General features: G+C 68.8%; 18 protein-coding genes. 7 read left to right on the forward strand and 11 right to left on the reverse strand.

Translation table 11 applies throughout. The features are described from left to right. Nucleotides 1-85: 85 nt before the first annotated feature. Nucleotides 86-907, reverse strand: a complete 822-nt coding sequence (locus tag EL337_RS27395) for a TolC family protein (RefSeq protein ID WP_048630779.1) — start codon at nucleotides 905-907, stop codon at nucleotides 86-88. On the opposite strand from EL337_RS27395, the gene EL337_RS27400 reads away from it, so the two are divergent. After that, on the forward strand, nucleotides 906-2,876 hold the full coding sequence (locus EL337_RS27400) for a potassium transporter Kup (RefSeq protein ID WP_083442958.1): 1,971 nt from the start codon (nucleotides 906-908) through the stop codon (nucleotides 2,874-2,876). The two genes, EL337_RS27395 and EL337_RS27400, sit on opposite strands and share 2 nt — an antisense overlap. On the opposite strand, the gene EL337_RS27405 is transcribed toward EL337_RS27400, so the two are convergent. Together EL337_RS27405 and EL337_RS27410 are read right to left on the reverse strand one after the other, a co-directional pair. Beyond that, nucleotides 2,859-5,219 (reverse strand): glycoside hydrolase family 65 protein, encoded by a 2,361-nt coding sequence (locus EL337_RS27405; RefSeq protein WP_048630952.1) that lies wholly within the window; start codon nucleotides 5,217-5,219, stop codon nucleotides 2,859-2,861. The two genes, EL337_RS27400 and EL337_RS27405, sit on opposite strands and share 18 nt — an antisense overlap. Then, the gene (locus EL337_RS27410; protein ID WP_048630780.1) at nucleotides 5,219-5,929 is read right to left on the reverse strand and encodes a beta-phosphoglucomutase family hydrolase; all 711 of its coding nucleotides are present in this window, start codon (nucleotides 5,927-5,929) and stop codon (nucleotides 5,219-5,221) included. The genes EL337_RS27405 and EL337_RS27410 overlap by 1 nt, the downstream gene beginning before the upstream one ends. A gap of 23 nt (nucleotides 5,930-5,952) precedes the next feature. Here EL337_RS27410 and EL337_RS27415 point away from each other — a divergent pair, with 23 nt between their 5' ends. Further along, the gene (locus EL337_RS27415; protein ID WP_048630781.1) at nucleotides 5,953-6,819 is read left to right on the forward strand and encodes an LLM class F420-dependent oxidoreductase; all 867 of its coding nucleotides are present in this window, start codon (nucleotides 5,953-5,955) and stop codon (nucleotides 6,817-6,819) included. On the opposite strand, the gene EL337_RS27420 is transcribed toward EL337_RS27415, so the two are convergent. Both EL337_RS27420 and EL337_RS27425 read right to left on the reverse strand, forming a co-directional pair. Then, nucleotides 6,816-7,679: a rhomboid family intramembrane serine protease gene (locus tag EL337_RS27420; protein WP_048630782.1), complete on the reverse strand. Its 864-nt coding sequence runs from the start codon at nucleotides 7,677-7,679 to the stop codon at nucleotides 6,816-6,818. The two genes, EL337_RS27415 and EL337_RS27420, sit on opposite strands and share 4 nt — an antisense overlap. Nucleotides 7,680-7,701: 22 nt before the next feature. Continuing rightward, nucleotides 7,702-8,091 (reverse strand): VOC family protein, encoded by a 390-nt coding sequence (locus tag EL337_RS27425; protein WP_048630953.1) that lies wholly within the window; start codon nucleotides 8,089-8,091, stop codon nucleotides 7,702-7,704. Nucleotides 8,092-8,425: 334 nt separating this feature from the next. On the opposite strand from EL337_RS27425, the gene EL337_RS27430 reads away from it, so the two are divergent. The 4 genes from EL337_RS27430 (at nucleotide 8,426) to EL337_RS27445 (ending at nucleotide 11,430) form a co-directional block, all read left to right on the forward strand. Then, a complete protein-coding gene (locus tag EL337_RS27430) occupies nucleotides 8,426-8,839 on the forward strand; it encodes a heme-binding protein (protein ID WP_048630783.1) in 414 nt (137 codons plus the stop codon). A gap of 91 nt (nucleotides 8,840-8,930) precedes the next feature. Further along, on the forward strand, nucleotides 8,931-9,428 hold the full coding sequence (locus tag EL337_RS27435) for an Rv1352/Rv1906c domain-containing protein (protein WP_048630784.1): 498 nt from the start codon (nucleotides 8,931-8,933) through the stop codon (nucleotides 9,426-9,428). A 47-nt stretch (nucleotides 9,429-9,475) separates the two neighbouring features. Next, on the forward strand, nucleotides 9,476-10,660 hold the full coding sequence (gene lipE, locus EL337_RS27440) for a lipase LipE (protein ID WP_407662574.1): 1,185 nt from the start codon (nucleotides 9,476-9,478) through the stop codon (nucleotides 10,658-10,660). 113 nt (nucleotides 10,661-10,773) lie between these two features. Further along, a complete protein-coding gene (locus EL337_RS27445) occupies nucleotides 10,774-11,430 on the forward strand; it encodes a cysteine hydrolase family protein (RefSeq protein ID WP_048630955.1) in 657 nt (218 codons plus the stop codon). A 9-nt stretch (nucleotides 11,431-11,439) separates the two neighbouring features. Here EL337_RS27445 and EL337_RS27450 read toward each other — a convergent pair whose 3' ends face one another. From EL337_RS27450 to EL337_RS27465, 4 genes are read right to left on the reverse strand one after another with little or no spacing between them, the layout of a single operon-like run. Then, nucleotides 11,440-11,868 (reverse strand): PPOX class F420-dependent oxidoreductase, encoded by a 429-nt coding sequence (locus tag EL337_RS27450; RefSeq protein ID WP_048630785.1) that lies wholly within the window; start codon nucleotides 11,866-11,868, stop codon nucleotides 11,440-11,442. Further along, nucleotides 11,865-12,983: an FAD-dependent oxidoreductase gene (locus EL337_RS27455; protein WP_048630786.1), complete on the reverse strand. Its 1,119-nt coding sequence runs from the start codon at nucleotides 12,981-12,983 to the stop codon at nucleotides 11,865-11,867. Before EL337_RS27455 ends, EL337_RS27450 begins: the two co-directional genes overlap by 4 nt. Continuing rightward, complete coding sequence (locus EL337_RS27460) at nucleotides 12,980-13,855, reverse strand: DUF1295 domain-containing protein (RefSeq protein WP_048630787.1); 876 nt, start codon at nucleotides 13,853-13,855, stop codon at nucleotides 12,980-12,982. The genes EL337_RS27455 and EL337_RS27460 overlap by 4 nt, the downstream gene beginning before the upstream one ends. Further along, nucleotides 13,848-14,636, reverse strand: coding sequence for a glutaminyl-peptide cyclotransferase (locus EL337_RS27465; protein WP_048630788.1), 789 nt, complete (start codon nucleotides 14,634-14,636; stop codon nucleotides 13,848-13,850). Before EL337_RS27465 ends, EL337_RS27460 begins: the two co-directional genes overlap by 8 nt. A 30-nt stretch (nucleotides 14,637-14,666) precedes the next feature. Between EL337_RS27465 and EL337_RS27470 the strand changes: the two genes are divergently transcribed. Further along, nucleotides 14,667-15,827, forward strand: a complete 1,161-nt coding sequence (locus EL337_RS27470) for a zinc-binding dehydrogenase (protein ID WP_048630789.1) — start codon at nucleotides 14,667-14,669, stop codon at nucleotides 15,825-15,827. Here the strand turns inward: EL337_RS27470 and EL337_RS27475 are convergent. Further along, nucleotides 15,824-16,258: a cupin domain-containing protein gene (locus EL337_RS27475; RefSeq protein ID WP_048630790.1), complete on the reverse strand. Its 435-nt coding sequence runs from the start codon at nucleotides 16,256-16,258 to the stop codon at nucleotides 15,824-15,826. The two genes, EL337_RS27470 and EL337_RS27475, sit on opposite strands and share 4 nt — an antisense overlap. A 29-nt stretch (nucleotides 16,259-16,287) precedes the next feature. Further along, entirely contained in the window at nucleotides 16,288-17,478 is a 1,191-nt protein-coding gene (locus EL337_RS27480; RefSeq protein ID WP_048630791.1) for an FAD binding domain-containing protein, read from the reverse strand. Nucleotides 17,479-17,487 lie beyond the last annotated feature (9 nt).

The following is a 17,487-nucleotide window of genomic DNA, read 5'->3' on the forward strand; positions in this document are numbered from 1 at the left end:
CGAAATTAAGCGTGGCGCTGAGCATTTCGCTTATCGCGCGACGGTTATCGCGGCGCTGTGGGCAACATAGCGCGCGGCAGCCGGGTCAGGTGCGCAGGCCCCGCTTCGCGGTCTTGAGCTGCTCGGCTGCCTCCTTGGCCGCCTTCTTTCCCGCGGTGTAGGCGTCGTCGGCGGCTGTGAATGCCTGCTCGGCGGCGGCCATGGCCTGCTCGGCGGCGGCCAGCCGGCGCTGTGCGTCCTGGCGCCTGAGCCGGGCGGTGGACAGATCGGACTGCAGCTCACCGAGGGCCCGGTCCGCATCCGCCTTGGCCCGTTCGGCAGCCGCGACGGCGGCGCGGGCCTTCTGATCCTGCCGGTCTGTCGCGGGGGGCCGCGCAGGCGGTTCCGGCTTGGGCGCGGCCGCCTTCTTCTTGGCAGCGGTGGAAACCGATGCGGTGAACACGAATTCACCGAATCCGGACCATTGCTCGGCCTTGGTGAGCCGGCCGAGGCGCCCGGCGACGTCGGGGTCGGCGATCGCGGCCTGCAGCGTGGCGGTGACGTCGTCGCGCAGCGCGGCCGACGGCGATCGGATCCCCGCCTGTTTCATGGCGGTACGGGTGAGATCGTCGACGACCTTGCGCTGCTCGGCGGTCAGCGCCCTGATGGCCTCGCCGTCCATCGCCCCGTGGGCCTCACGCAGCCGGGACCCCAGATCCGACAGCGTGTCCTTGGCCGACCCGCCCAGTGTCAGGGCATTGACCACCCACGCCGCCGCGGTCGGCTTGCGGGCGCCGCCGATGCGCGCGGCCGCGTCGCGGTCCCCCGCATCCTTGGCCGCGGCGGTGAGCTCACCGCGCACCGCGGTGAAGTCCTCGGGCTTGGCAGCGTAGAGCCGGTCCAGCGCCTCCTCCACCGCAAACCCCATGACGTCAGTTCTAACGCGAAATCCTGGTCGCGTCAGCGAGAATGACCGCATAGACGACAGCCCAGGCACCAGACGCACACACCTGCTGCGACCCGCGATCGTGGTCGGCGCACTCGGGGTGGTCTTCGGCGACATCGGAACCAGCCCGATCTACACGCTGGCGACCGTGTTCGACCCCCACGATGCGCACCCGGTGCCCGTGTCGCCGAACAACGTGTACGGGGTGGTGTCGCTGATCTTCTGGTCGGTGATGACGATCGTGACGCTGACCTACGTCACACTGGTGATGCGCGCCGACAACCACGGCGAGGGCGGGATCATGGCGCTCATCACGCTGGTCAGGAGGTGGTCCGCCCCGAAAACCCGGCACACCTCGATGATCCTCGCGGCGCTCGGGGTGTTTGGCGCCGCGCTGTTCTTCGGCGACAGCATGATCACGCCCGCGATCTCGGTGCTGTCCGCGGTCGAGGGGCTGGAGATTGTCGACCCGGACTTCAAGGACTTCGTCGTGCCCGTGACGGCGGCGATCATCGTCGCACTGTTCGCCGTCCAACGCCGCGGCACCGCCGTGGTCGGCCGGTTCTTCGGGCCGGTGATGATCCTGTGGTTCCTCTCGATCGGCGCCCTCGGCGTCGGGGGCATCGCCCGCGAGCCGGAGATCCTGCGCGCCCTGTCACCCACCTACGCCCTCGGTTTCCTGGCCGGGCACTTCCACATCGCCTTCTTCGCCCTGGCCGCGGTGGTCCTGGCGGTCACTGGCGCCGAGGCCCTCTACGCCGACATGGGCCACTTCGGACGCAAGGCGATCACACTGGGCTGGCTCGGCCTGGTGCTTCCCGCATGCACGGTGAACTACTTCGGCCAGGGCGCCCTGGTGCTCAGCGACGAATCCGCCGTCCGCGCACCGTTTTTCCTGCTCATGCCGGAGTGGTCGCGCATCCCGCTGATCCTGCTGGCCACCGCGGCGACGGTGATCGCATCGCAGGCCGTGATCACCGGCGCATTCTCGGTGGCCTCGCAGGCAGCACAGCTCGGCTATCTGCCCCGGCTGCGCGTCCAGCACACCTCGGCGTCGACGATCGGGCAGGTTTACGTCCCCTGGATCAACGGTGTCCTGCTGGTGGCGGTGTTGATCCTGGTGTTCGCCTTCCGTAGTTCGTCGGCGCTGGCCTACGCATTCGGCATGGCGGTGACGGGCACGATCACCATCACCACCCTGCTCTTCCTGTATCTGGCGCGCACCAGGGCCGGGGCGCCGCTGTGGCTGGTGGTCATCGGCGGCGGTGCGTTGCTGTTCGTGGACCTGATGTTCTTCGCCGCCAACATGACCAAGCTCGTGCACGGTGCGTGGCTGCCGTTGCTGATCGCGGTCTGTGCCTTCACCGTGATGACCACGTGGCAGCGCGGACGCGCGATCGTCACCCGGGCGCGGCGGCGGGCCGAGGGCCCGATGCGGGAGTTCATCGACTCGCTGAGCACCCGGGAGCCGCCGTTGATCCGGCTACCGGGAACGGCCGTGTTCCTCAACAGGGGCGACGACACCGCGCCGCTGTCGATGCGAGCCAACGTCGAGCACAACCACGTGCTGGCCGAGCACGTGGTGATCGTCTCGCTGAACACCGAGCCTGTCCCGCGGGTGCCGGACGCCGAGCGCGTCACCGTCGACGAGCTCGGCTCCGCACACGACGGCATCGTGCACGTGCTCGCCCATTTCGGCTACATGGACCGCGTGGACGTACCCCGCGCGCTGAGCCTGCTCGATCCGTCGCAGACCGAGGGCCCGCTGGATCTGGACCGGGCCACCTACTTCCTGTCCAAACTTGAGCTGTGCCAGGGCGATGCACCGACGATGGCGCCGTGGCGCAAGCGCCTGTTCATCGCGACGTCCTACATCACCGCCGATGCGGCGGCGTCCTTCGGTCTGCCGCTGGACCGGACGGTGATCATCGGGTCACGACTGCAGGTCTGAGTGCCGACGCAGCGGTTCCAGGCCAGGCGGCTGTCGCGGCGGACGCAGCAGGGGCACCACGGGTTTCACTGCCACCCGGGTCGGGCCGTGTGTGCTGAGGTCCAGGGGTTCGCCGGCGTGCCGGATGGTCAGCGCCGAGTGCGGCCCGTCGCGCAGGGTGTAGCAGGCGTGCTCGTGGTCGACGTCGACCGTGACCCGAAAGTCGCGCCAGCGCAACCGGAATCGCATCCGGCTGATGCCGGACGGCAGGTGTGGGTCCAGCGACAACATCCCCTCGTCGTCGCGCAGACCGCCGAACCCGCCGACCAGTGCGGTCCAGCTGCCTGCCAGTGACGCCAGATGCAGTCCGTCACCGGTGTTGTGGTGCAGATCGCGTAGATCGATCAGGGCAGCCTCGTAGGCGTAGTCGTGGGCCAGCTCGAGATGTCCCACCTCGGCGCACATGACCGCCTGGGTGCACGCCGACAACGAGGAATCCCGCGTGGTGCGGCGCTCGTAGTAGTCGACGTTGCGCGCCTTCTGCTCCGGGGTGAAGGCGTGGCTCTGCCACTGCATCGCGAGAACGAGGTCGGCCTGCTTGACCACCTGGGCGGGGTAGAGCCGTACGTACGGTTCGTGCAGCAGCAACGGGTATTCCGTGTTCTCGGTGAAGTCCCACTCCCGCAATGTCGTGAAGCCCTCACACTGCGGATGCACACCCAGTTCCTCGTCGTACGGGATGTGCACGGCGTCGGCGGCGTCCCGCCAGGCGGCGGCCTCCTCGGTGTTCACACCCAGCTCCCGTGCGGCCTCGGGATGGCGCAGGCACGCGGCGACGGCGATGCGCAGGTTGGCCGCCGCCATCAGGTTGGTGAACACGTTGTCCCGTACCACCGCGGTGTACTCGTCGGGTCCGGTGACCCCGTCTATGCGCCACCTGCCGTGCCGGTCGTGATGGCCCAGGGACAGCCACAGCCGTGCGGTTTCGACGAGGACGGCAAGACCGCAGTCGCGCTCCAGCGAGTCATCCCCGGTCACCACGCGGTAGCGCTCGAACGCCATCGCGATGTCGGCGTTGACGTGGAAGGCGGCCGTGCCCGCCGGCCAGTACGCCGAACACTCCTCGCCGCGAATGGTCCGCCACGGGAAGCTCGCGCCGTTGAGATCGAGCTCGCGGGCCCGGTCACGCGCCAGGTCGAGGGTCGTCGAACGCCACCGCAGCGCGTCGGCCGCCGCGCGGGGCGCGGTGTAGGTGAGCACGGGCAGAACGAAACCCTCGGTGTCCCAGAAGGCGTGGCCGTCATAACCGGTCCCGGTCAGACCTTTGCCCGCGATGGCTCGCCGCTCGGCCCGCGCACTGGCCTGCATGACATGGAAGAGCCCGAACCGCACCGCCTGCTGGCAGTCGGCGTCCCCCTCCACCTCCACGTCAGCGCTGTCCCAGAAGTCGTCCAGGTACTCGCGCTGGGCGTCGAGCAGGCCATGCCAGCCGGTGAACCGGGCACCCGCGATGGCGGCCGCCACCTGGTCCCGCAGCGCCGGCCGAGACCGTAGGCTCGACCAGCCGTACGCGAGGTACTTCACGATGCGAAGGCGTTCACCGGATTTGAGCTCGCAGACCACCGTGGTGCGGGCCCAGTCCTCGCCGGCGTCGCCACTGATGTCCACCCGGTCGTCGAACTCGACGATGTGATCCATCGCCGCGGCCATCGTCAGATTGCTGCCCTTGGTCCGGTGGATCAGCATCGCCCCGCGCTCGCTGACCTCGTGCTGCACCGCCTCCAGCGGGTGACTGAGCACCGCGGCGACGCGCGGGTCGTCCGACGCGTCGGGCTGGTCCTCGTTGGCGACCAGCTCGGACTGCACCGTCAGCAGCACGTCGTCGACCGCCTCCACGATGTACTCGATGGCGGCCAGACCCCGCTGCGCCAGCGACACCAACCGCGTGGAGTTCACCGTGACCCGCTTGCCCGACGGCGTGCTCCAGTCCGCGGTACGCGTGAGAGTGCCGGCTCTGAGATCGAGAGTTCTTTCGTGCGAATGTAATTCGCCGTAGCGCACGTCGAATGGTTCGTCGTCGACCAGTAGCCGGATCAGTTTGCCGTTGGTGACGTTGACGATCGACTGACCGTCTTCGGGATACCCGAAGCCCGCCTCGGCGTAGGGCAGCGGCCGGATCTCGTAGAAGCCGTTCAGGTAGGTGCCGGGCAGGCCGTGCGGCTCGCCCTCATCGAGGTTGCCGCGCAACCCGATATGGCCGTTGGACAGCGCGAACAACGACTCCGTCTGCGGCAGCAGATCCGCCCGCAACTCGGTCTCGCGCACCCGCCACGGCTCCACCGGGAAGGCGTCGTCGGTGATCATCATCGGTCGAGCAGCTCCTCGAGGTCGGTCACGACGATATCGGCACCGTTGTCCCGCAAGGCATCTGATTGGCCCACGCGATCCACACCGACCACAACGCCGAACTTACCGGCGCGGCCGGCGGCCACCCCGGATAGGGCATCTTCGAATACGGCCGCCTCGGCCGGCGCGACGTCGAGCAGCGCCGCGGCGCGCAGGAACGAGTCAGGCGCCGGCTTGCCCGGGAGGTTCTCCTCACGCAGCGTCACACCGTCGACCCGCTGCTCGACGTACCAGTCCAGCCCGGTCAGTTCCAGCACCTCCCTGGTGTTGGCGCTCGAGGACACCACCGCGCGCCGCAGTCCCGCATCCGCGGCCGCGGCCAGGTAGCGGCGGGAGCCGTCGAACACCTCGACCCCGTCCTCGTGCAGTGTCTGCTGGAACATCTCGTTCTTCCGATCCCCCAGCTCGGTCACGATCGCGTCGTCGACGCTGATTCCGCGGCTCTGCAGAAACGAGCGGACCCCGTCTTCGCGGGGCTTGCCGTCCACGAACTTCTCGTAGTCGGCCCCTGAGTCGAACGGGACGAACTGCTCCCCTTCGCCTGCGGCGTCCTGCAGATACTCGTCGAACATCGCCTTCCACGCACGCCGGTGCACGCTTGCCGTATCCGTCAGCACGCCGTCCAGGTCGAAAAGGCACGCGCGTATCCCCGCGGGTAGTCCGAGCATGTTCCACTCATACCCTTTTTTGCATGCGCATCGGTGTGGTCTTCCCCCAGACGGAACTCGGCGGCGACCCGGGCGCCGTCCGCGCCTACGGCGAGCGGGTCGAGGAGCTGGGGTATGCGCACGTGCTGGCCTACGACCACGTGCTCGGCGCCGACCCCGCGGTGCACGAAGGCTGGTCGGGTCCGTACGACGTCGACACCACGTTCCACGAACCGCTGGTGATGTTCGGCTACCTGGCCGCGGTGACGACGACGCTGGAGCTGGTGACCGGCGTGATCATCCTCCCGCAGCGGCAGACCGCTCTGGTTGCCAAGCAGGCCGCCGAGGTCGATCTGCTCAGCGGCGGACGCCTGCGGTTCGGCATCGGGCTGGGCTGGAACGCCGTGGAGTACGAGGCTCTTGGCGAGACGTTCGGCAACCGTGGCCGCCGGTCCGAGGAACAGATCGCGGTGCTGCGGCAGCTGTGGACGCAGCGGTCGGTGTCCTTCGACGGTCGCCACCACCGACTCACCGGGGCGGGCATCGCCCCGCTTCCGGTGCAGCGGCCCATCCCGCTGTGGATCGGCGCCGCGGCGGCCCGCGGCTATGAGCGGGCGGGGCGGCTGGCCGACGGCTGGTTCCCGATGCACCCGCCCGGACCCGCACTGGATGAGGCCAAGGCGATCGTGGACGCCGCGGCCCGCGACGCCGGCCGCGATCCGTCGGAGGTGGGCATGGAGGGCCGCGTGAGTTGGCGCGGCGATCTCGGCCGCATCGCCGACGACATCCGCGGCTGGTCCGAGCGCGGTGCGACCCACCTGTCGGTCAACACGATGGGCGCCGGCCTGCGCACCGTCGACGACCATCTTGCGGTGCTGGGGGCCGTCGCCGACAGCGTCGGTCTGGGTTAGGCCAGTCCGAACAACGCCCGCAGCTCGGCGGTCCGCCACACCACCAGCCCGACGAACACGACCAGCAGCGCGACTGCTGCCCCGGCCTGTACGAGGGTGCGCTGCTGCCGCGGTGCGTACGCGAACGCCGCGGCCACCACCGCGCCGGTGACGAGACCGCCGATGTGGCCCTGCCAGCTGATGTTCTGCGACGTGAAGAGCGGATAGACGAACGTGAACACCAGGTTCAGGCCGATGATCATGGCGACGGAACGCACGTCCATGTTGAGCCGCTTGCCCACCACGAACGTCGCGCCGAACAACCCGAACACCGCACCGGAGGCCCCGGCGGTCAGGGCGTTGAACGTCAGCAGGTACACCAGCACCGAGCCGCCGAGTGCGCTGAGCAGATACAGCGCGATGAACCGGACCCGGCCCAACGCCAGCTCCAGCGGTGGGCCCACGAAGTAGAGCGCCAGCATGTTGAACGCGATGTGGGTCAGGCCGAAATGCAGGAAGGCCGACGTCAGCAGCCGGTACATCTCGCCGTCGGCGACGGCGGGCGGCCACAGCGCCAGCGCGCGATCGAGACCGGGCAGCGCCATCTGCAACACCAGCATCAGCAGGTTGACGCCGATCAGCACATACGTCACGAGCGGCGTCATCGACTTCGGACGCTGCGCGCCGAACGCGTTGGTCACCGGGCGCACCGAACGGGCGGCCTCCCCCACACAGTCCGCGCACTGGTGACCGACGGCGGCGCTGCGCATGCACTCGGGGCAGATGAAGCGGTTGCACCGGGCGCAGCGGACGTAGGTCTGCCGGTCGGGATGCCGGTAGCAGGTGGGGACCTGCTGGTACGGCGCGGGCTGGTAACTCACTTCTGCCCCATCGTTCGCTCGCTCACAGTGTCCCGAACAGCTCGATCTGGTTGCCGTCGGGATCCGCGACGAACATGAAGCCCATCCCGGGTACCGGCGCGAACTCGGTGAGGGGTTCCACGATCTGGTATTCGGACGCCTCGAAGGCCTCCGAGACGGCGCGCAACCCGTTGACGCCGATCGTGAAGTACCGCAGCCCGGCCTGCGTGCGGCCGCCGCCGGGCGCGACCGGCGCCGGCGGTGGCGAGGTGTAGGTCACCAGCTTCACCACGCAGTTGCCGAGCGAGTACCGCCGCTGCGAACCGCCGACGAACTCGATCTCGCCTTGCGGTTCGAGTTCGAGGAAGCCCTCGTAGAAAGCCACCATCGGGTCCAGATCGGTGGTCACCAGTCCGACTTCGATGCCGGGCATCAACAGGTCGAGTTTCACAGGAACACGCTATCGGCCGGGCGGCCGCAGGGTGTGGCCGCCTTCATTCGATAACGATTTGGAATCAACCCAGATCACGATCATTTAAGTAAAGCCGGCAAATGTTGAGAATCTTCACGATCTCGAGACGGCGAGACCGTCAAAAGTGTCATCCGCCGGTCCGATTGAGGCCAACATCACGGCCGCGGAATGTAACGCCGCAGCATTGTCGAGAATCGGTGTCCGACAACGACGTTTGGCCACTCTGGGGGACGGTTACCTTGGATTTCGGGCGGGGATAGCAGTACATCGATTCAATCCGAAGGACCAACAGATCATGAATTTCCACGGTATCGCCATGCAGGTGAAGCGGAGCACGGTGGCAGGCGTCGGCGCCGCAGCATTGTTCGGGGGCCTCGCTGTAGCAACCGTCGCGGCCCCCACGGCCGGTGCGCAACCCGCTGCGCAGTGCACGGCCAGTTCGCTGAGCGGGACCGTCAGTTCGGTCACCGCCGGGGCACGCCAGTACCTGGACGCCCATCCCGGGGCCAACCAGGCGGTGACCGCCGCGATGAACCAGCCGCGCCCGGAGGCGGAAGCCAACCTGCGCGGGTACTTCACCGCCAACCCGACCGAGTACTACGAGCTGCGCGGCATCCTGGCCCCCATCGGGGACGCACAGAACAACTGCAACGTGACCGTGCTGCCCGCCGACCTGCAGTCGGCGTACAACACGTTCATGGCCGGCTGAGCTGACCTTTCGACGTTCACGGCGGCGGGTTTCGTCTCGCCGCCGTGAACTTTCTGGCGGCACGCCGCCGCGAACCTTAGACTCGCTACCTATGAGGCTGAACAAACCTGGTGCGGTCGCCGCGACCGCGGCCACAGTGGCGGTCTGGTGCGCTCTCGCCCCGGTGGCGCAGGCTCAGCCCGCACCCCCGGCGCCGGTGCCACCGCCGCCGCTGCCCGCCGAGGCGGCGGCCGGTTCGCCCGCGGCACCCGCGGTGCCCGCCGAGGGGCTCAAGACCACGATCGACGCAGACGGCTCCTACGCCGTCGGCACCGACATCGCGCCCGGTGTCTACCAGTCGGCGGGCCCGGTGGACGCCGGCGCCTGCTACTGGAAGCGCACCGCAGGCGACCAGCTTGTCGACAACCGTCTGACGAAGAAGCCGTCGTTCGTGCAGATCATGCCCACCGATACCACCTTCACCACCAGCGACTGCCAGGCGTGGCAGCTCACCAACGCACCGATGCCGCCGGAGCCCGGGCCGGGCTCCCTGCTCGGCGAATTGACGCAGGCGATCGGCAGCGGGATGTTCTCCGGGGGCCCGCCCTGACCGACGGCCGCATCGCTGTTCCCGCCGATCTCGACGCAGTCACCTCGGTGGGACCCGAAGACCACTCCGAGGTCGACGCTGCCGCGATCGAGCGGATCTGGCAGGCCGCCGTGCACTGGTACCGCGCGGGGATGCAGCCCGCGATCCAGGTGTGCCTACGGCGCAACGGCCACGTCATCCTCGACCGGGCGATCGGCCACGCCTGGGGTAACGGCCCCGACGACGGCCCCGACGCCGACAAGGTCCCGGTCGACACCGACACACCATTCTGCGTGTACTCGACCGCGAAGGCGATCACCACCACCGTCGCGCACATGCTCGTCGAACGCGGCGCGTTCTCGCTCGAGGACCGGGTGTGTGACTACCTGCCGACCTACACCAGCCACGGCAAGGACCGCACCACGATCCGGCACGTGATCACCCACAGCGCCGGGATCCCGTTCGCGACCGGACCCAAGCCCGACCTCAGGCGCATGGACGACAGCGAGTACACCCGCGACATGCTGGGCCGGATGAAGCCGGTCTATCCCCCGGGACGGATCCACATCTACCACGGCGTCACGTGGGGACCGCTGATGCGCGAGATCATCTTCGCCGCGACGGGACGCAGCATCCGCGAGATTCTGGCCGAGGAGATACTGGATCCGCTGGGGTTCCGCTGGACCAATTACGGCGTTGCGGCACAGGATGTTCCGCTGGTGGCGCCCAGTCATGTCACCGGCAAGCCGTTACCGCCGCCGATCGCCAAGGCGTTCAAGGCCGCGGTGGGTGGCACGCCGCAGCAGATCATCCCGTTCTCGAACACGCGCGAGTTCCTCACGGGCGTCATCCCGTCGTCGAACACCGTCTCCAATGCCAACGAGCTGTCCCGCTTCGCCGAGATCCTGCGCCGCGGTGGCGAGCTCGACGGTGTCCGGGTGATGGCACCCGAAACCCTGCGCGCCGCAACCGCAGAGGCGCGCCGTCTGCGTCCGGACCTCGCCACCGGGATGGCGCCGATGCGGTGGGGTACGGGATACATGTTGGGCTCCAAGCGATTCGGTCCGTTCGGCCGTGACGCCGCCGGCGCGTTCGGCCACACCGGGCTGACCGACATCGCGGTGTGGGCCGACCCGGAGCGGGCGTTGTCGGTGGCCGTGGTCAGCAGCGGGAAGCCCGGCGGGCATCGCGAAGCGAAGCGCTACCCGCAGCTGCTGGACCGGATCAACGCCGAGATTCCCCGCGTCCGCTGATATACCCGCTAGCAGGCAGTGCGCACTGGACGCGAGCACTGACGACATCGGCGGGCGGTCGCGACATGATCGACGAGAGATCCGACCCGACCCCGCCGAGAGAGGCACCGCAGATGAGCTGGAACCGAAACGACACCGCCGTCGTCTTCATCGATCCACAGAACGACGTGCTCAGCCCCACCGGGATCAACTGGGCGGCAACCGGTGCCAGCGTCACCGAAAACGACACCGTGGCGCACATGCTCGCCATCTTCGAAGCCGCCAAGGCCGCATCATTCGGCATGTTCATCTCGCCGCACTACTTCTATCCCACCGATCACGGCTGGCTGTTCAACGGCGCACTGGAAGCCGAGGAACTGCGCACCGGCACCTTCGACCGGCCGGGTCCGCTGAATCTCGACGGCCTGACCGGGTCGGGCGCCGACTGGCTCGAAGAGTTCAAGCCCTACATCGAGGATCCGGCCACGGTCGTCGTCAGTCCGCACAAGGTCTTCGGCTCACAGACCAACGACCTGGTTCTCCAGCTGAGAAAGCGGGGCATCAGCAAGGTGCTGCTGGGCGGGATGCTCGCGAACATGTGCGTCGAGTCGCACCTTCGCGACCTGCTGGAGCAGGGATTCGAGGTCTACGTCGTCCGGGATGCCGTCGCGGGTCCACGCCACCCCGAGTGGGGCGACGGGTATCAGGCCGCGCTGGTCAACTACGCCTTCCTCGCCCACGGTGTCGTCCGCACCGACGAGGTGGTCGCCGCCATGCGCGCCACCGTCTGATCCACGCGTCTAGCGCAGCTTCTCGCCGTAGACCCGCTCGACCGTCAGCGCCATCAGCACCCGACGGTCCGACACCATCACCGACCGGTACTCGTCCCAGTCCGGGTGCTCACCCGCGGCAGCGCGGTAATAGTCCACCAGCGCCTCCACCTCCGGGCCCTGCGGATCAGTGCCCGGCCCGGTCAACGACACGGAGCCCTCGGCGGTAGCCCACGCCCAGCCGTCGCCGCTGGTGACCTCGAGCGCGGCACGCGGGTCGCGGCGCAGGTTGGCCGTCTTGGCGCGGCCCTCCGTCATCGACACGTAGATCACGCCCGCACCGCGGTCGTAGAACGGCGTCACCGGCGACAGCTGCGGCACCCCGCTGGCCTTGATGGTGGCCAGCACCCCGAGCCGGGCCTCGGCCAGCAACGCGTGCGGATCGAACGAATGGGTCATGACTTCTCCTGTCGCACACCGCGGTAGATGCCCCAGCGCACGATCACCGGCATCAGCACCCGATCGAACGCCCAGGCCGGGAACCGGAATGCCGTGCCGTTGGGCGCGAACACCTCCAGTCCGTCGGGCTGGATGCCCAATACCGATCCCCAACGCCGCTTCGGTGCGCGGTAATCCCGCAGCGGCTTTCCGTCGAAGGCGGCGCGGATGTTGCGGGCCAGCAGGCCGTCTGCGCGGTTACGGGCCGAGCTGCGCAGCGGATCGCTGGCCGCGACGTCGCCGACCGCGAACACCTCGGGGTGGCCGGGCACCCGCAGCTCGGGCGTGACGCGGACGAATCCGTGCTCGTCGAGCAGGTCGGCGGGCAGCCAGTCGGTGTTGGGCCGCACCCGCCCGATCGCCCACAGCACCGCGTCCGCGGTCGCCGGCGGCTGCCCGGTGGTCCACTGCACCGGATCGCTGGTCAGCTCGTCGCCGGCGAAGCCGGGCACCAACGCGGCCCGGTACCCGGGGCGCAGCTGCACTCCCGCGTCGGTGAGCCTGCGCTGGACCTTCGCCCAGGTCCTCGGGTGGTGCCCGACCAGGGCGCGGTCGCCGGGGAAGTACAGCTCGACCCGCTTGTCCGGCCACGCGGTCGCGATCTGGGCGGCACTGCTGACCGCGGCGGCACCGCCCCCCACGATCATGACCGACCGTGCCGCGGCCAGCTTTTCGTGCGGACCCCGCAGATCGTCACCGATCTCGGCGGCGGTCTGCAGCGCCGGCCTGCGCCAGAATCCGTTGGTGACCCCGGTCGCGATGACCAGCACGTCGTACGGCACCTCCGTGGCGGTCCCGTCCGGGAGTTCCACGGTCACGGTCCTGGCGTCCAGGTCGACGCCAGTGAGTGTGCCGTGCACGGTGCGGACCCCGTCCAGTCCGCGGAACCGGGCGAACGGGATCCAGTTGTGCCGCGCCCACTCGTCCGGGCGGGCCAGCCGCCAGCCGAGTTCCTGCCCGCTGACCAGGCCGGGCTTGGCGGAGATCCCCACCACGTCAGCATGTTTGGCCAACTTGATGGCCGTGAGCACCCCGACGTCGCCGAGCCCGGCGATCACCACCCGACGGCCCGTCACGCGCGGACCTTCGCCGGCGGCCAGGGCACGAACCGGGAGACGCGGTCGACGACGGCCTGGTATCCGGGCCGGCGTTCCAGGCTGCGCGCCTCCATCATCGGGATGCTGGCGCCCAGGAACATGGCCAGCATGGCCGCCGCCCCGAGGAACAGCCACCACCAGTCACCTGGCGACGCAGCCACCCCGAACAGCGCCAGCGCGAACCAGAACCCGAACTCGCCGAAGTAATTCGGGTGCCGCGACCAACTCCACAGTCCGCGGTCCATCACCTCTCCGGGCCGCCGGTCGGCGACGAAGCGATGCATCTGCAGATCCGCCACGAATTCCAGTGCCACAGCCGCCATTCCGACGACGAAGGCGAGGACCGCCAGCCAGGTGAGGGTTTCTCCCGGCGCCGTGACGGCGACGTAGACCGGCAGCATGCCGAGGAACACCTGCATGGTGGGAATCAGGTGGATGGCCACCAGGTCGGCGACGAACTCGAAGCGGCCGGCCCGCTCCCGAAACATCGGGTAGCGCCAATCCTCATGGTGCAGACCGGGAAACGCGTACACCCAGTTGCCGGTCAGCCGCACCGCCCACGTCACCACCAGGATCGCCAGCAGCCACGTACTGAGCGTGGTGACGCCGCTCTCGTACCACCAGTAGAACAGCAGCAGCGGCGGGATCACGCTCCAGTACGCGTCGTAGAAGCTGGAGTTGCGGTATACGCGGCTGAAGGTGAACACCACCACGGTGGCCACGAGGTCGGCGATCAAGGTGTCCAGCCACAGCCTGCCGGTGGTCGGTCCCAGGAACAACCAGGCCCCTGCAGCGGCGACAGCCATGACGTAGGCGGCGGTGACGACGGCCAGGGATCGTGCCTTACCCATCGAGCGTCACCCGGAACGTCTTCGGCCAGTCCTTGCCGGTGAGCAGGAACTCTGAGCCCTCAACGTGCGCGATGCCGTTGAGCACCTGGGCGGTCGGGGGGATGCCGCGCTCCCGCAGCGGCGCGGCATCGACGATCAGCGTGACCGCACCGCTGGACGGGTCGATCCGCGCGATGGTGTCCGTCGGCCACACGTTCGCCCAGACCTGACCGTCGACACACTCCAGCTCGTTGAGGCCCTTGAGCTGACCGCCGTCGTTGGTGACATCGACGCCGCCGATCTCGGAGAAATCCGTCGGGTCATGGAACGTGAGCCGGCTGGTGCCGTCGCTGCGGATCAGTCGCTGCCCGTCGTAGCAGAGTCCCCACCCCTCCCCGGACAGCGGAACCTCGCGGACCGGCGCCATGGTGGTCCTGTCCCATTCGACGGCCATACCGTCCTGATAGGTCAGCTGCCAGATCCGATCACCGACAACGGTGATGCCCTCCCCGAAGTAGTCGCTCGGGACGGGGACGGCGCGGCCGACCTCACCGGTGTCCGGATCGAGCTCGCGCATCTGCGACTCGCCGGCAAGCCCGGTGCCTTCGTAGAGGACCGGACCGTTGATCTCGAATCCCTGGGTGAACGCACCGGGGTCGTGCGGGATCTCCGCCAGCACGACCGGCTCGACGACGGGAGGGGGGCCGGCCTGCGCGACCGGCGGGGACGAGCACCCCGCCACCACCGCGAGTGTCAGCGCCGCGCACACCCGCCGCACGGCCCTGGGAGAAGAGGGAGTCATACCGGAGTTCTACCGTGCGACGATGGCGGAATGAAAGCGGTCAGTTGTGTCAACAGCTCACTCGAGGTCGTCGACCTACCCTCTCCGCGCCCCGATGACGGTCAGCTGGTGCTTGACGTGCTGCGGTGCGGCATCTGCGGATCCGACCTCCACGCCAAGGATCACGCCGACGAACTCACCGACGTTTTCGCCGAAGGCGGCTACCACGACTTCATGCGCAGCGACACCCCGGTGGTCATGGGGCACGAGTTCTGCGGCGTCGTCGCCGAGCGGGGACGCAAAGTGGGCAAGGAGTTCACCCCGGGCACCACGGTGGTGTCGTTCCCGCTGGTGAGGGCCGCCGGCGGCGTGCACCTGACCGGGCTCTCGCCGGTCGCCCCCGGTGGGTACGCCGAACAGGTGGTCGCCGAGGCGGCCTTGACGTTCGCGGTCCCCAACGGTCTCGACCCGGCGATCGCCGCGCTCACCGAGCCGATGGCCGTGGCGTTTCACGCGGTCCGCCGCAGCGACATCACCACCAAGGACGTCGCGATCGTGCTGGGCTGCGGCCCGGTCGGACTGGCCGTCATCGCCCACCTGAAAGCGCGCGGTGTGCGCACCATCGTCGCCAGCGACTTCTCTCCCGGCCGGCGCGCCCTGGCTACCCGATGCGGCGCCGACGTCGTCGTCGATCCCGCCGCGGAGTCCCCGTACGAAGCCGTCCCCGCCAAGCAGCGCGGCCTGACCGAACTCCCCGCGCTCTACGAGCTGGGCATCGGCTCCATGGAGAAACTGCGCAAGGTCCCCGGCTGGTCCCACGTCTACCGTGTGGCCGACCGTCTCGGCGGCACGGCTCCCAAGCGCCCGGTGATCTTCGAATGCGTCGGCGTGCCCGGAATGATCGACGGCGTCATCGGCGCGGCGCCGCTGGCGTCGCGCGTCATCGTCGTCGGGGTGTGCATGGGCGACGACAAGCTGCGTCCGGCGATGGCGATCGGCAAGGAGATCGACCTGCGGTTCGTGTTCGGATACACGCCCCTGGAGTTCCGCGACACGCTGCACATGCTGGCCGACGGCAAGGTCGACGCGTCGGCGCTGGTGACCGGGACCGTGGGACTCGGCGGCGTGGCCGCGGCCTTCGAGGCACTCGGCGACCCGGAGACGCACGCGAAGATCCTCATCGACCCGGCCAGCGCCGCCGTCGCCCCCTAGATCGGCAGTGGCTCGTTCGCCGAGTCGAGGTGCTCGACGGTGGTGAAGACGAGCTCCTCATCGCCGACGTTCTCGATGTCGTGCAGCAGGTACTCGCCCGCCGCGAAGCTGAAATGCCGTGTCTCACCTGCGCCGTAGGAGACGTCACGGGTGGTGCCGTCGGATGTGTGCTGCCTGCTGGTGCCCGCGTTGACCGCGGTCCAGAAGTAGTCCAGCACGTGCCGGTGGGCGTGAAAACGCTGCCCGGGCGACAGCCGGATCTCCCACACCCGGACGCGGTCGTTCTCACTCAGCAGCCGCGATCCGACGTTGCCGTCGTGGGAGTGGGTGTCGAACTCGGCGCGCAGCTCGTCGGTCCATCCGTCGAAGTCGGTGCCGACCAGCGTGCCCGCCAGGGGTGCGTCTGTCAGGAATTCTCTGGTGCTCGTCATCGTGTGCGGTTCCTCTCCTCGGTGTGCGGTTAACGGCCTGGCCCGTAGAGGCCGAACCGGTTGTCGGGACTGCCGGGCACCCAGGTGCCGGTGACCTGCGAGCGGGTGCCCATTTCCTTGACGCGCCGGATGAGCCGCTGCGCGAGTTCGAGCTGCCCGGGCTCCCACTTGGCCAGTGCCTCAGCGATGTCGTCGCTCTCGGACAGTGCGTCGTAGAGGGCCCATGCATTCGCCGCCGCCTTGGCGGTGCCGGCCGCGGCGTGCGGGCGGGCGGCGCTGGCCGCGTCGCCGACCAGAGCGACCCGGCCCATGGCCATCTGGTGCGCCTCGACGTCATAGACCGCCTGCAGGTAGGGCTGCTCGGTGCGCAGTACCACCTCAGCCGCCGCCGGCGCCAGCACCTGCGCTGCCGCCGAGCGCATCTCGTCGACGAAGCGGTCCTGCACCTGACCCGGATGCAGCGACACGCCTGCGATGAAGCCGCGCTTGTCGGTCATCAGTTCGTCGAGGGCGTAGCCCTCGGTGACATTGCGGTACCAGACGTAGTTCAGCAGCCGCTGCCCCGGGGCGAGGCCACCGTCGGACGACGGGATCGGGTAGACGTTGATGTGGGTGTGCGGGCCGAAGCTGTAGCTGATCGAGTCGCGCAGCAGCTCGAATGTCTGCGGTGTGACCTGACTTTCGGCAACAGTGCCGCGCCACCCGACGTACCCGGAGTACTCCGGTGTCGAGTCGGGCGAGATGCGCCGCCGGCTCGGTGAGCCGATGCCGTCGGCGAACACCACCAGGTCGGCGCGCTCACGCCGGCCGGATGTGAACCGTACCTCGACGCCGTCGGCGTCCTGATCGAAGCCGGCGGCGTACGCGCCCAGGTGATAGCCCTCGGTTCCGAAATCGGCCAGCAACGCCCGGTAGAAGGTGCCCCATGACGTGTAGCTCCACGGGGCCACCTCGCGGTGCACCACCGTGTTGTCCATGTCCAGGTACTGCACGAATTGCGTTGACGTGCTCACGGTTTCGGGATGCTGCTGGCTGCACTCGACGAACCAGCGCAGCGTGTCGGGCTGCAGCACGATGCCGCCGCCACGCCCGTCGAGGTCGGTGGGGGTGCGCTCGAAGATCTCGACGTCGAAACCGAGCCGGCGCAGCAGCAGCGCGGTGGTCAGGCCGCCGATCGACCCGCCGATGACGATCGCGCGGTGTCCACTCCAGTCAAACATGTGTGTCTC

Origin of the sequence: Mycolicibacterium aurum (genome assembly GCF_900637195.1) — a bacterium.
GTDB lineage: Bacteria > Actinomycetota > Actinomycetes > Mycobacteriales > Mycobacteriaceae > Mycobacterium > Mycobacterium aurum.